This is a genomic window from Flagellimonas meishanensis, assembly GCF_019880545.1.
In the GTDB taxonomy this organism is placed as follows: Bacteria; Bacteroidota; Bacteroidia; order Flavobacteriales; family Flavobacteriaceae; genus Flagellimonas; species Flagellimonas meishanensis.
Window position 1 is genome coordinate 15,866 of the sequence record NZ_JAINVW010000003.1, and the last position, 13,447, is coordinate 29,312.

The 13,447-nt window shown below is 41.7% G+C and carries 9 protein-coding genes; 4 read left to right on the forward strand and 5 right to left on the reverse strand.

Annotation, left to right across the window (positions count from 1 at the left end; all coding sequences use genetic code 11):
- Positions 1 to 39 precede the first annotated feature (39 nt).
- The 5 genes from K7G75_RS07985 to pgmB form a co-directional block, all read right to left on the reverse strand.
- Positions 40 to 1,698, reverse strand: a complete 1,659-nt coding sequence (locus tag K7G75_RS07985; RefSeq protein ID WP_222983734.1) for a hypothetical protein — start codon at positions 1,696 to 1,698, stop codon at positions 40 to 42.
- A 239-nt stretch (positions 1,699 to 1,937) separates the two neighbouring features.
- Complete coding sequence (locus K7G75_RS07990; protein WP_222983735.1) at positions 1,938 to 3,794, reverse strand: tetratricopeptide repeat protein; 1,857 nt, start codon at positions 3,792 to 3,794, stop codon at positions 1,938 to 1,940.
- Positions 3,795 to 3,901: 107 nt separating this feature from the next.
- Entirely contained in the window at positions 3,902 to 5,806 is a 1,905-nt protein-coding gene (locus tag K7G75_RS07995) for a thiol-activated cytolysin family protein (protein ID WP_222983736.1), read from the reverse strand.
- 221 nt (positions 5,807 to 6,027) lie between these two features.
- Positions 6,028 to 7,686, reverse strand: a complete 1,659-nt coding sequence (locus tag K7G75_RS08000) for a transcriptional regulator (RefSeq protein WP_222983737.1) — start codon at positions 7,684 to 7,686, stop codon at positions 6,028 to 6,030.
- 272 nt (positions 7,687 to 7,958) lie between these two features.
- Positions 7,959 to 8,621, reverse strand: coding sequence for a beta-phosphoglucomutase (gene pgmB, locus K7G75_RS08005; RefSeq protein WP_222983738.1), 663 nt, complete (start codon positions 8,619 to 8,621; stop codon positions 7,959 to 7,961).
- A gap of 209 nt (positions 8,622 to 8,830) precedes the next feature.
- Here pgmB and guaA point away from each other — a divergent pair, with 209 nt between their 5' ends.
- The 4 genes from guaA to K7G75_RS08025 are packed head-to-tail and all read left to right on the forward strand — an operon-like array spanning position 8,831 to position 13,407.
- Complete coding sequence (gene guaA / locus K7G75_RS08010) at positions 8,831 to 10,363, forward strand: glutamine-hydrolyzing GMP synthase (protein ID WP_222983739.1); 1,533 nt, start codon at positions 8,831 to 8,833, stop codon at positions 10,361 to 10,363.
- Positions 10,360 to 12,510, forward strand: a complete 2,151-nt coding sequence (locus tag K7G75_RS08015) for a LysM peptidoglycan-binding domain-containing protein (RefSeq protein WP_222983740.1) — start codon at positions 10,360 to 10,362, stop codon at positions 12,508 to 12,510. Before guaA ends, K7G75_RS08015 begins: the two co-directional genes overlap by 4 nt.
- A complete protein-coding gene (locus K7G75_RS08020) occupies positions 12,488 to 12,892 on the forward strand; it encodes an OsmC family protein (protein ID WP_222983741.1) in 405 nt (134 codons plus the stop codon). The genes K7G75_RS08015 and K7G75_RS08020 overlap by 23 nt, the downstream gene beginning before the upstream one ends.
- Complete coding sequence (locus tag K7G75_RS08025; protein WP_222983742.1) at positions 12,880 to 13,407, forward strand: DUF922 domain-containing protein; 528 nt, start codon at positions 12,880 to 12,882, stop codon at positions 13,405 to 13,407. Before K7G75_RS08020 ends, K7G75_RS08025 begins: the two co-directional genes overlap by 13 nt.
- The last annotated feature ends 40 nt before the right edge of the window (positions 13,408 to 13,447 follow it).

Sequence of the window (13,447 nt, forward strand, 5' to 3'; positions counted from 1 at the left end):
GGGGCTTTTTGTATTTAACTAACCCAAATCAATGGAACACTAATTGCATGCATTTGCAATATCCCTAGTTTCAGTTGATGTTTCTATTATTCTGTCTATGGTGGTGGTGCCGCGAACCGTCACCTCAATAAAATTGTCCTGGACATCGGTGACAACCCCTGTAAAACTATTAAAGGCGAATTGGGTCAATATTTCTTGGCCAGACAACTCGCTGTTGTCCTCTTGATATTTTCCAGATATCCTGAAACGTTGGATAAAGGGAACCTTTATATTTATATACTGTTGATAGATATCAGCGACAGCAATGGCTATGCCTGGGGGAACCCCTACCTCCCTGGAAACAGAAACCTGCACTGACTTTTCAGTACTTAAGCTACCCGATTTGGTATTTGTCTCTGTCCGTGTTTTTGAGTACTCATAGGAACCTGTTATTGAACCTGAGGTTTTACCACCAGTTCCAAAAAATTTTGTCTCAGCTTCATGGGATATGGTTACCGAAACACTTCCTGTATTAGTTGTGGAAACGGACATGGTCTCTTCCCAACCAGCAGTTTGGGTTGTAGTAATGGTGGTGCTTTCCCCAACCGTTTGGGTCAACGAACCACTACTGCAATTTCTCAAGGTACTGTTATAGGCACTACTTGTGGCCGAAGGAGGCATGATGGGGTTCATGAATTTTGAATCAACAGCCACTATATCCCAATCAATATCAAATAGCAATATCCTAAAATATAGGGGTTCGTCTGGATTAATGTTGGTTGCAGGAACAAGGTTTGCACCCGAGTTGATCAATGGGTTATCTGCTCCGTTAGGAACTATTTTGAATAGGCCGGGAGCTTCCTTTTCAATCTTGAACCAGTAATTCGGAAAATTGGCTACACTCGTATTTCCCCCATTTCTATTTAAGTTGGCTTTGCTCTGGATTCTCAATATCCCTCCACCCATGTACAGGTAATGGATGTCATTGTTATTGTGAACCGAAATGGAGTAGAATTCCTCGTTGCCAGGAATTTTGGCAAAGCGATATGTTGTGAAATTTTCATAATAGTCGGGATCTGCGGAATAATCTAAATCTTCACGCACTCTAATATCTGTTGCCAGATTGCTTATATCTGGATAGCGTTGTGAACCGGGGACACCAAACACTTCATTGTCTTTGTTGACGAATTGCATATAGTATTTCAAGTCTTCCCTAAGGGAAACTTCTGCGTACAGATCATCCAGGCCATCCGATATAATTTCTTCCTCACTTGGACTTGCACCGAAGGATAATTTGGCAAAATTCTGAGTAGCCAGGACGGCATCATTTTCATCCCGCACAATTACTTGCACCGGAACGCCCTCTTTCAATTCGTTCTCAACTGCATCCTCCAGATCTTCGTTTTTGAAAGAAAGATTGGCCAAATTATTGAGCTCGTCAAAAAGTACAATTTGGTCATCGATATTGGATGTGGATTCTATCGAGATTACAGCAGTAAATGGCTTATACCCCTTTCTGGCAATATCCCTACCACTTATGCTAATACCGATTTCCCCTTCATCAGTTTCAAATTCAGATGTGGAAATGGTACTTGGAAGCACCTCTACTTCCTTACCTTCCTTCGGTGGGGGAGTGGATTCATCTTTACTACAGGCAAAGGCAACTAGCAGAAAGACAATCGAAAATAATCTACTGAATAACTTAATTGTTGTTTTCATCGCTTTTTGTTTTGTGGTTGAACTTCTTGTTTTATTTTGTGTGACCTGCCCGGTAACGGTCTGCAGCCCTTAGCCGAGCAAGACCACAAAACTGGTTGTCAGGATTCCATATGGAATTCGATGACAACACAAACCTAAGTTGTTGATTTTGAGCGATGAAAAAATGAGGATGGACAACAGGTGGACACCCTAAAAATAATTGCGGGACAATCGGTGGACGCCCTCGTTACGACTGGTGTTTAAAGGGACAGCACCAAATCTTGTAAAGAATCGTCAGTAGTGAGATCTAACTTTTTTCGAAGCCGATAGCGAGCTTTTTTGATGCCCTCTGGAGATATATTAAGGATATTGGCTATCTCTTTGGAGGACAGATTCATCTTTAAAAGGGCCAAAAGTCGAAGTTCATTTGAGGTAACCTCTGGGTATTTTGATTTCACATTGCTGTGGAAGTCCTTATGGACCTCTTCAAAATAACGGGAAAAGTTTTCCCAGTTATTATCGTCCTGTAGATCAAAATTGATGGTCCGGATCAACTGTTGGTAGCCATTTTTAGACTCCTCTTTTTCCTTGAGTTCCTGTGCTTTTTGCTTTAAACCTTCCAGAACTTCGTTCTTTTTGGCCAGATGCAGGGCATGGGTAGTGAGTTCCTTCTTTTTGAAGGCCAGTTCTACATCTACTTTTTCTTTTTCGAGTTTGTTGCGTTTCATTTTTTGGCGTATGGCATAGAAACCTAGTAGCGAAAGCAGAAGACCAATGCCCAGCAATAGCTTCTGAAGGTTACTTATTGCTGCTTCTTGTTCCAACAGGGTAATTTCCTTTTCTTGAAGAGCAATTTGCTGTTCTTTTTTTTCGGTTTCATACTGGGTTTTCAATTCATCAATTTGCTTGGCCTTTCTGGTATTGAATACACTGTCATTTACTTTTTGATAGTTTCTTTGGTCCGATAACGCATTTTTAAAATCTCCAAGCCCCTCAAAAGCAAGGGACCTTCCAAAGTAGCCATCGCGGAGCACATCAATAGCACGTATGGAATCCGCTAACTTTATGGCAATGGAATGATATGCTATGGAATTTTTGTAGTTGCCAATTTCAAAATATGCTGCTCCCAAATTGTTATGGTTGTTAATTTTGTTGTTGACTGAACCTACTCGTTTTTGTAACCGATTTGCCTCAAGAAGATGGGTGATGGCTTTATCGTATTGTTTTCGCTCCATTGAAACAAGGGCCAGATTATTCAGGTTCGAAGCTATGAAATCATCACGGTTCATTTTGCGACTAATTTCAAGACTGTTATTGTAGTTTTTATAAGATTCATCATACTTCTCCATATACCAATAAACGTTTCCAATTTCCACATATAGGGTAGCTAACCACTGGTCGTCTTTCAACTTTCTAAAAATATCCAATGCTTGTTTAATTGGTTCCAGCGCCTTGTTATAATTGCCCCTAAGCATTTCTATTCTACCTATATCAGCAACCGAAATTGCTTTTCTTTTAAGATCTGGTGGCGATAGGGTATCGGCAATTTTGGCTGCTTTCAACGTTTCTCTCATTGCCATCTCATAATCACCGATATCCATATATATAGTGGCCTTTCGCTGTAGGTTATCTATGAGTTTGGTGCCACTATTTAACGCTATGGCAATTTCTTGTCCATCATGGGCGAGCGAAATCGCTCTTTCAAAATTACCCGCCAAAGTCTCGAAAGTGGCGTACTCATTAAGTGATTTCCACTGTTCTTGTTTAACATTGATGTCACCAAGCAACTTCACGGATTTTTCGAAATAAAACCTTGCGGAATCAATGTTTGGAAGAAAGCGATAATAATAACCTTTATTTAAATAGCCAATGCCTTCACCTTTTGGATAGATTAGTTTTTTTGAAAGCAAAATGGATTCTTCATTATATTCATAGGCCTTTCCCCAATCCTTATGCCTTAATTCCAAAAAAAGTTGATGAAGGGTCTTTACCTTTAAAGTGTCTTCTTTTTGACCTTTATAAACACTTAAAAGACTATCAAGTTTTTTGTTTTCCTGTGCGATAGCACAAAAACAAAAGCTACAAACGAGAAAGACTAGAAGTTTTGAGGTTTTCATAGCGGTTGGATTACCTACTAAAAATAGGCAATTACCTCCAACTTTTTGAAAAAGAAATCCTTATGGGTAAAAGCCCCAGTCAATTTGCTGGGGCTTTTTTTAATGGATTACATATCGAACGGGCCTATAAACCCGTCATTATCAATATCGAAAAAGACATATTGGGTACCCGCTGCATTAAAAATGGCAAGTAGTGTCCTTGATTCGGTGTCGGGAAGATTTACGCGCATGGCCGCACCTACACTTTCAAATGGTATTTCAAAAGAACTGCCATTTGTTTTAATCTGAAAGTCGGCAATGGATCTAGCAGATTGAAACACACCTCCCTCACGTATACTATAGTGTGTGCCTTCTTTATTAAATACACATAGTAAACTTTGACGACCACCAAAAGAGACATCCATAGCTGCACCTATGGCATCAAATGTCAATCCTGATCCCAACGAACCAATACTGTCAGCACCTAAAAATACACCTTGTCCATTGGTACTATTTATCAAATATGCCAAGTACATTGTCCCTTCAGGATTAAAAAAGAGGATGCCATTGCTGAAACCGGGACCTTGGGGCCTGAATGCCGCAGCACCAATTCCACTAAATGGATAGCCTGCAACCCCATCCGGGCCAATCTGTCCAAGGCTATATTCACCCGAAGTTTCACCTTGATCGTTGATGTGGACAAAGAAATTATTAGAATCAAAAAGAAGATTGGAGGGAGTATCAACTGCATTCCCCCATGTTTGGGTATTAATTCCACCATATAGGGCCGCTTGCACGTTACTTCGTAAGTTAGTGTACACTGGTAGACCCTTACTAATGTTTACACAATCGACTGTATCGTAAGTCGTTGCTAAAGTTGTGCCTACAACAATATCTGGTCGCTCAACGCTCCTTACCACATAAGATAATGGTAAACCAGATCTAATGTCTGTACTTTCAGCAAGTCTATCAACAATTGCCGAGATATTGCTTTCACCTGCAAGTCGGGCAGAACCTGTTCCCCCATAGGCGATAACCTTTATTTTAACATCTTTTAGTTCATTAAAGGCCTCAACTTTGACTTCTCCAGAAACGTTATCTTCAAAAGCCCCGTATGCAAAGTCCAGTTTGGTATCCATCTCTTCGCGACTGGAAGTGGATTCAACCAGCATATAGAAAATTCTTCCATAATTGACCGATGATATAAATGTTGCAGGGTTATCTTCTTGAACGTACACACTCAATTGTTCCGGTGTGACACTTTCATCAAAAAAGTCTTCAAGACTTGTTGGAAGGTCAAAGACCATGGTGTAGAAAGATTGCTGGAGTTTGACCAACATACGATTGTATTGTTTATCAGTACTGAAAGACATATCTGCCGACACTCTAGTGGTAAAAGTATTCACATCCACTCCCATTTCAATGGCCAACTGATTTTCAGACTCAATTTGTTTTATGTCAAGGATGAAGTCATCGGGCACCATACCAGTTCCATCTCCAATGATTGCGTTCATTGCTTCTTGAATGGTGCTTCTTTTTACTTCATCTACCGTAAAACTGGATTCAATAGGGCTACTGTCAGTGCCATTTCCAATATTTAGGTTATAAGAAATAGTCCCGCCACCTCTTTTAACCACTATGGGTGATGGGGTCGCATTGGAGAGGGTCTTTCCCTGTAAAAGATTACCTGGATATATCACCTCAGCATTGGTGTCAAACAATGGAAACTCAGGATTTCCATCAAGGATACTGATTGTTTTTCTACTACAAACAAAAAAATCATTAATGATGTTACCGAGGCTATCAATACTCTGGTACGCTTCATTTTCAGCGCCTAGATCTTCGATAATCTCTTCGGTCGGGCCATCGGGAAACGAAGCAGGTTCAGATCCCAATGCTATAACTTCCTCAAAAGTGAGCGTTGTGGGTTCAGGATTTTCACTAGGGCCATTATCATCCTTGCTACAGCTAAGAGCAATAAGAACGATTGTGGCTAGAAAAAATCCAATGGGTAATCTGTTCATTGTTTTCATCATGTTTTGTTTTGTGGTTAAACTTTGCTTTGTGAGACCTGCCCAGTGCTGGTCTGCAGTACCTTACCAGGCAAGACCACAAAACGGTTGTCATGGTCATATAGCGTTCTCATGACATCACAAACCTAGAGTGCGGATTTTGGGAAGAAAAAAAATCAGGGGAGACAAATGGTATACTTTTCCAAATTTGTTAGGGAAAGTCAAGAATACTGTGGCGTTCGTTAAATGTTCAAAACAGCATTTTCTAGAGAATCCGAGGTGGAAAGGTTCATTTTTTTGCGCAATCGCTGTCGCGCTTTTTTAATTCCAGGAATGGAAATGTTCAAAATATTGGCTATTTCCTTGGAGGAAAGATTCATCTTTATCAAGGCCATTAAGCGAAGTTCATTTGGTGTGATTTCAGGGTATTTTTTGGCTACAGTGACATTGAAATCCTTATGGACTTCTTCAAAATAGCGGGCAAAATTTTCCCAGTTGTTATCATCCTGCAAATCAAAATTAATAGTGTTGATGAGCTGTGTAATGTTCTGTCCATTTTCATTGGACTTAAGCTCTTCTGCTTTTTGCCGCAAACTTTCCAAAGTCTCGTTCTTTTTGGCCAAGTGCAGCGCATGGGTGGTCAGTTCCTTCTTTTTAAAGGCCAATTCGGCATCTACCCGTTCTTTTTCTAGCTTGTTGCGCTTCATTTTTTGGCGAAGGGCATAAAAACCAATCCCAAAAACTAGGAGCGATAATCCAAGTCCAAGGCCCAACATGAGTTTTTGCAGGTTGTTTATTTCTGCTTTTTGTTCTAAAATGGCAATCTCTTGTTCTTTTTTTTCGGTATCATATATGATACGTAGTTCTTCTATTTGTTGGGATTTCACCCGGTTGAAAATACTGTCGTTCAAAGTATTGTATTCTTTGAAATCTGATAGGGCTGCACTGGGATCATCTAATAATTCTTTAGCATAGGAGCGATTTAAGTAAGCCTTAGCCAACTGACCTTTGGCATTTATAGAGTCTAAAATAGAGATGGCTTTATCCAAAAAAGATACCCCCTCTTTAGATTTTCCCATTTTAGTATGAAGGACACCCAAGTTGTTATAGGTATCGCTTATTTCACTAGGATGGTTACTCTTGAAAAGTGACAACGCTTTTTTCAAATGACGCAAAGCAGTTTCGTACTGTGTGATTTCTGTGTACGTCTTCCCCAAGGAATTATAGGCCCTCGCTTCTAAAAGTTTAAAGTCATTTTCCGACGCTATCTCCGTAACCCGTTTGAAATGTTCCAAAGCTTTTAAAGGATGCTCTTGATGAATGAAATTTTCTCCTAAATTAAGTCTAACCTCACATTCCCAGAGTAGGTCATCAAACTTTGTATAAGTGGCTAAGGCATTTTCCAAATACCCATTACTTTTTGAATAGTTGCCCAAATGGTTTTCTATTCTTCCCAATGCCGTATGGGCATCGGCAATAAACAATTCCTCGCCTGTCTCTTTGTAAAGTTTCAGGGCATGTAACTGATTCTTCAATGCAATATTGTACTGCCCTTGCTTTACATTGATTTCAGCCAGTTGATTGTAAGTGGAACCAATGTACCTAAAATCATTTTCTTTGACATTTGGTATACTATCTCTCTTTTTATACAGTTCAATATTTTCATTTAGATACTCTTTAGCCTTATTGTAGTCATTCATATTCGTAAACAAAACACCCATTTGGGTGTTCGCGGTTAAAATTCCCATGAGAGAGTTGATCTCTTTAGCGAGGTTTAAAGTGGCTTCCCTATAATATAATGCAGAATCCAGTTCATTTCTGTTCAGGTAATAAGATCCTAGGTTATTGGCACCTTGTAAAATACCGAACTTATAATTCAGTTTTTTTGAAATTGCAATCATTTCATGTCCGTACTTATAAACTTTTTCGGGGTCTGAATATGTGACTATCTGGCATATCAATCCGCCCAAATAAACTTTGGATGTATCGCTTGGTTTTGTGTTGTATAGGGCAACAAGACTGTCTAAGTTACTTGGATGTTGTGCCCATATTTTTGAACAGCCGAAAAGAAAAAAGATCAAATAAAGAAGAAATAGTCGTTTTGGGAGTTTCATTATCGTTGGTTTACCTATTAAAAATAGGTAATTACATCAACTTTCTGAAAAAGAACGGATTAACTAAATAAATCTTTGAAATATGCCTTTACTTCAAAAAGTGTGGCCTCCTTCATGCTGTCAAAGCGCAGGTCGGCATGGCCCACACGTTCTTCAGGACCGATACCCACACTATAAAATCCACCAGCTTTTGCAGCATCAATACCTTTTTCTGCATCCTCAAAAACAATGCAAGCGTCAGGTTGTAGTCCCATTTTTTCGGAACCATATAGAAAAATATCCGGAGCTGGTTTGCTTTTGGATACACTGGTTCCATCTCCAATCACATCAAAATAGCCATTGGCATTCAACTGCTGCAACACTTTTATCGCATTTTTACTGGCACTGCCCAAGGCCACTTTAAATCCTTCAGTCCTTAAATGGGTCAAAAGTTCCTTGGCACCGGGGAGGTAATCTTCCGGGGTCATACTGTCCAGGCTTGCCACATAGATTTCGTTCTTTTTGTTGGCCAACTCCTCAATTCTGGCGTCCTCAAGTTGAACATGATTGTGATCCATGATCACTTTTATGGAATCCAATCGGGAAATGCCCCGTAATTGCTCGTTGAGTTCCCGGTCAAAATCCCATCCCATCTCGTCCGATAGGTTCTTCCAAGCTTCATAGTGCAACTCCGCCGTATCGGTAATCACGCCATCCAAATCGAAGATGAATCCTTTGATCATGTCCTGAATTTTAGAATGGCAAAGAAATAATGAAAAATGTTAAGAAAAAAACTACAAAGGGCATTAATTGGATTATGTGGAAAAAAGTTTAACGACAGCAAGGGCCATTTACTGGAACAAAAATCCGTACACTGGCACATCAAAAAAAGTTATGATAAATATCCGTAACAGTATACTTTTTCAAACGCTGCAAATTGCTATTTTTGCCCATGCATAACAACGTACTTATCCTAGACTTCGGTTCCCAGTACACACAGTTGATTGCAAGACGCGTCCGGGAACTGAACATTTACTCCGAAATAAAACCATACAACAAAGTCCCTTCCGATCTATCGGACTATGGAGCGGTAATTTTATCAGGTTCCCCGCTTTCAGTCAGGGCAGATGATGCCCCTCATCCCGATTTATCCGGAATAAAGGGAAAGAAACCACTTTTAGCGATTTGTTATGGAGCCCAATATTTGGCTCATTTCAATGGTGGAAATGTGGCACCATCGAATACTAGGGAATACGGTAGGGCCAATTTGTCCTTTATTAAGGAACACGAGCCCTTTTTTCACATCATAAACGAGGGAAGCCAGGTTTGGATGAGCCATAGCGACACCATTAAGGAGCTTCCCGAGGGAGCAGTGCTCTTGGCCAGTACCCATGATGTACAAAACGCGGCTTTCAGAATTGAAGGTGAGGATTCTTATGCCATCCAGTTTCACCCCGAAGTGTACCACACCACGGACGGGAAACAATTGCTGAAGAATTTTTTGGTCGATATAGCGGGAATGAAACAAGATTGGACCCCGGATGCCTTTGTGGAGACCACGGTGGCCAATCTCAAGGGAAAATTGGGTAACGATAAGGTAATATTGGGACTTTCCGGGGGGGTGGATTCCAGTGTAGCGGCTTTGCTTTTGCACAAGGCCATTGGCAAAAATCTGCACTGCATTTTTGTGAACAATGGACTGCTCCGGAAAAATGAGTTCCATGAGGTGTTGGAGCAATACGAGGGAATGGGGCTCAACGTGAAGGGGGTGGATGCTTCGGCACGCTTTTTGGACGCCTTGGCCGGAGAAAGTGATCCCGAAACAAAACGTAAAACAATAGGAAGGGTGTTCATTGAGGTTTTTGATGATGAAGCGCACAAGGTTGAAAATGCCAAATGGTTGGCACAGGGTACCATTTATCCTGATGTCATCGAATCGGTATCGGTGTCCGGAGGGCCTTCGGCGACCATCAAGAGTCATCATAATGTAGGTGGACTTCCTGAGTATATGAAGTTGAAAGTGGTAGAACCCTTGAAATTGTTGTTCAAGGATGAGGTAAGGCGAGTGGGTGCAAGCATGCACATGGACCCCAATATTTTGGGAAGACATCCGTTCCCAGGTCCGGGATTGGGCATCCGTATCTTGGGCGACATAACCCCGGAAAAAGTGGCCATGTTGCAAGATGTGGACCATATTTTTATAAAGGGATTGAAGGATTGGGGCCTGTATGACAAGGTGTGGCAGGCCGGGGCGATGCTTTTGCCCGTAAATAGTGTAGGCGTTATGGGAGATGAGCGAACCTATGAGAAATGTGTGGCCCTACGGGCCGTGGAGAGCACGGATGGGATGACAGCCGATTGGGTGAACCTACCCTATAAATTTTTGCAAAAGATCTCCAATGAAATAATAAATAGGGTAAAAGGCGTTAATAGAGTAGTGTACGACATTAGTTCGAAGCCACCTGCAACTATTGAATGGGAATGAAAAAAATTGTCAAAATATTGCTTTTTGGAGCCTTTTTATTGGCTTCACTCCATGTTTCCGCACAAAAAAAGTTTGAAACCCATGTGGTGAAGCAAGGGGAGACGCTTCAAAGTATTTCCCAAAAGTATCGGGTCACCCCATACACCATTCTTCAATCCAACAAGGAGCTAAAGAGTGCTGCGGATATAAAACCCAACACCATTCTGATAATTCCTTTGGATGGTTCCGTGATTACCCAGGAAGAAAAACCCAAAGAGGAAAAGGTTGGGGAACAGATCCAACCCATCGGCTATAACAGGCACCGGGTGAAAAAAAGGGAAACTCTTTTTGGATTGACCCAACGTTACGACATCACCGAAGAGCAATTGAAACGCTACAATATCCAACTCTATTCCGAGCCACTAAAAAAAGGAATGGTTCTGCGTATCCCCAAATTTCCAAAACGAAGTCTGGAGGATGAGCGCGAATTGGATATGGAGACCTACACCGTGCAACCAAAAGAGACCCGTTGGAGCATAGCCCATAAATATGGCATTACCGTTGATAGTTTGGTGAAATTGAATCCCGAGTTGTCAAAAAATTTCAATTATTTGGCTGCTGGTCAGGAGTTGAAACTGCCACGACCCAAGGGGGATAGCCTCAAGGATCAGAAGGTTGAGTTGTTCACATCCTATACCGTTCCAGCAAAAATGACCCTTTATAGCTTGGGAAGGGAGTATGGAATTCCTTCCGATTCCATAGTAAAACTGAACCCAGAGATAATGAAACAGGGTGGGTTAAAGGAAGGAATGGTGATTCGTCTTCCCAAAAAACAGGATCGGTCCGGAGTGGTGAATACGGATAATTATATTTTTTATGAGGTCAAGCCAAAGCAAAATATCTTCCGTCTTACCCAAAACCTAAAAATGACCCGCGACGAACTTTTCCGGCTGAACCCTGACCTGGAAAATGGGTTAAAAGCGGGCATGGTGCTCAAACTTCCTAAGGAAAAAGCACAAGTATTGGATGTTAAAAATGCCTTGGTGCTGGACAAGATAAACCTGATTGACAGTATCGATATTGCGAACAAGCCCAAATTAGTGTTCATGCTTCCCTTCAGGTTGGATCGAATCGATCTAAACGATGACAAGAAAACCAGGAGCCAGATAGCCACTCGACGCGATTTGACCCTTAGCCTCGGTTTTTACTCCGGTGCCCTTGTGGCATTGGATTCAATCAAAAAGTTGGGCGTATCCGTCAATGTACAAACTTTTGACACGGAATTGAGCCAGGACAAGGTCAAGCAAATCCTGTCAAGGGAAAGTATGCAGGGGGTAAGTGCCATTATCGGCCCTGTTGCATCCGGAGCATTGAATGAGGTAGCCGTGCAGGCCGCAAGCAAGAACATTCCCGTTATTGCGCCCATCTCCTCAAACAGCAACCTGAGCCATGGAAACGTGTTCTTTTCCGTGCCAAGTGATGAGGTTTTGCGACAAAAAATGTTGACTTATTTGGGAAAAATCCATAGGGATGAAAACGTAGTCATCATAGCCGACTCCACCCATCAAGTGGCCTATGATTCCATTTTGCGTAAGTTTCCCGCGGCCCGGATCGCGAAGATCATTGACAACAAGTCATTGCACTTAGATCAATTTCTGATCCAATTGTCCGAGGACAAGGAAAACTGGGTCTTTTTGGAAACCGATCAGGCCAACATGGTATCCAGTGTGAGCTCTATCCTCAATTCGGCCAATACGGAAGAAGTCAAAGTGCGTATGTTCACCACCAATTACAACAGCGCTTTTGAGGATGAGGCCGTATCCAATACCCACCTATCCAATCTGCGGTTTACCTATCCAACATTTTATAGGGAGGTGGGCAATGATGCCTTTACCAAAGCATACCAGAAAAAGTATAATGGCCTTGTGCCGGACCGCTATGCCGTCCGTGGATTTGACGTTACCTTCGACGTATTGTTGAAATTGGCGCACAAGAATAACCTATTTGAAACCTCCAAGATCATTGGTCTTACCGAGTATACCGGAAATAGCTTCAATTACTATAACGATTGGACGTCAGGATATTACAATAGGGCCTGTTATCTTATGGAGTATGATAGTCTACGAATTAAAGAAGTACAACTGGATGACGTCAAAAGTAACTTATAACGGTGAACTGCGGACTACCTGTGTTCACCTGAAATCCCAAAACGAATTCATAACCGATGCCCCCACGGACAACAATGGCAAGGGCGAAGCCTTTTCCCCAACAGATACCGTGGCCACCGGACTGGCCAGCTGTATGCTTACCGTTATGGGCATAAAGGCACAGCAACTGGAAGAAGATTTGGCCGGAGCCACCGCAGAGGTAACCAAGCACATGGCATCGAATCCAAGGCGTATATCCAAGATTGAGATAAAGATGGACCTGCCCGGACCTGTTTCGGAAAAAAACAGAAAGATCCTGGAGCATACTGCCAATACCTGCCCGGTGCATCATAGTTTGCATCCCGACATTGAAAAAATAATTGAATTCCATTGGAAAAAATAAGCTTCATAGGATGTGTGTTGCTTTTTGGTTTTTTGGGATGGGGACAAGAAATTGAAGAAGGAATTCCCTGGAGTTTTGAGAACCGGCTTACTTGGGCCGATTTTAAGGGGAAGGTTCCCCCGGCCGCTGAACCAGCCGCTACCACAGCCAGTGGCCTTAGTTATTCCTACACCGCCAATTTGATTCATCACGAAGTTCATTTGAACTTTGAAGTAAATGCGTACTTCTATCCCAACGAGTCTTGGTATAAACCAGACCAATGTGATGAATTAACCCTGAGTCACGAGCAACTTCATTTTGATATTGCCGAGCTGTTTGCCCGTCAAATGCGGCAGAGGCTGGAAAGCACTTCGTTTTCAGACAATGTAAAGGAGGAAATTCGGAAAATCTACAGGGAGACTTTGGAGGAATTGCAAAAATTCCAGGAATTGTATGATTGGCAAACCGATTTTTCCCGCAATCGAGAAAAACAATTGGAATGGAACCAAAATATAGGTAGCTTACTGGAAAATTGATCAAACTAGAATTTTCGATCCCTTAAGCACAATATTAGGA

Excerpts from the sequence above, each read along its gene's own strand:
- K7G75_RS08015 (WP_222983740.1), top strand. The coding sequence starts at position 10,360 with ATGAAAAAAATTGTCAAAATATTGCTTTTTGGAGCCTTTTTATTGGCT.
- guaA (WP_222983739.1), top strand. The coding sequence starts at position 8,831 with ATGCATAACAACGTACTTATCCTAGACTTCGGTTCCCAGTACACACAG.
- pgmB (WP_222983738.1), bottom strand. The coding sequence starts at position 8,621 with ATGATCAAAGGATTCATCTTCGATTTGGATGGCGTGATTACCGATACG.
- K7G75_RS07995 (WP_222983736.1), bottom strand. The coding sequence starts at position 5,806 with ATGAAAACAATGAACAGATTACCCATTGGATTTTTTCTAGCCACAATC.
- K7G75_RS08000 (WP_222983737.1), bottom strand. The coding sequence starts at position 7,686 with ATGATTGCAATTTCAAAAAAACTGAATTATAAGTTCGGTATTTTACAA.
- K7G75_RS07985 (WP_222983734.1), bottom strand. The coding sequence starts at position 1,698 with ATGAAAACAACAATTAAGTTATTCAGTAGATTATTTTCGATTGTCTTT.
- K7G75_RS07990 (WP_222983735.1), bottom strand. The coding sequence starts at position 3,794 with ATGAAAACCTCAAAACTTCTAGTCTTTCTCGTTTGTAGCTTTTGTTTT.
- K7G75_RS08020 (WP_222983741.1), top strand. The coding sequence starts at position 12,488 with ATGACGTCAAAAGTAACTTATAACGGTGAACTGCGGACTACCTGTGTT.